Origin of the sequence: Spiroplasma sp. ChiS (assembly GCF_002968355.1) — a bacterium.
Taxonomy (GTDB): domain Bacteria; phylum Bacillota_I; class Bacilli_A; order Mycoplasmatales; family Mycoplasmataceae; genus Spiroplasma; species Spiroplasma citri.
In genome coordinates this window covers 1-678 of the sequence record NZ_PUUH01000263.1, presented here as the reverse complement: position 1 = coordinate 678, position 678 = coordinate 1, and the positions used below count along the sequence as shown (strand labels likewise).

The following is a 678-nucleotide window of genomic DNA, read 5'->3' as shown; positions in this document are numbered from 1 at the left end:
CAACTAATTATAAAACTAGTTTCTTACTACCACATGATTATGAAATACCAACCTTTAATTACCCTCAGTATGTTCTTCCACCAGCACCATATAACTATAAAGTTTATACCAAAGATATATGACGTGCTAATACACAAATACCATTAAAAACTAAAATAACAGCACCAGCACAATGTAAAGCAAAAAACACACCTAGTTATTATGTTAATATATTTGATAATACTAATGAATATAATGGTTATTATGAAACTGAAATTGATTTAAAACAAATTGACCCCACAATTCAAAGTATTGAAAAATTTATTAGTTCCTATAAAACAATAGAAATAAGTAATTTAGGTAATTTACAAGTTAGATGTGTTAAACCTGATATAGAACGATTTATTAAAGATAGAAATGCTAATTTATCTGCAGGTGATAACGGTTGTRATTATAATTTGGGTTTATTGTCTAATATAACTTTACAAAAATCAGGTTTAGAACAAAAGGATAAAGTTAATTTTCCAAATACTTTTACAATAGAAACAAAAAAAATAACTAATGATATTCAAACATTTAAGACTGGTAAAACTAATGGTTTACCAAGTGGAGATTATCCAAATACCTATTTTGCCTATCAAAATAGAGTAATAATTAAATTCTTATTACAAATAACAAATAACAAAATTATCTAATAAC

The 678-nt window shown here is 24.8% G+C and carries 1 protein-coding gene; it reads left to right on the top strand.

Annotated elements, in window-relative coordinates:
* Nucleotides 1–674 (top strand): hypothetical protein (locus tag C6B38_RS10295; protein ID WP_162475924.1); only part of this gene is annotated, 674 nt, incomplete at its 5' end.
* Between the last annotated feature and the right edge of the window lie 4 nt (nt 675–678).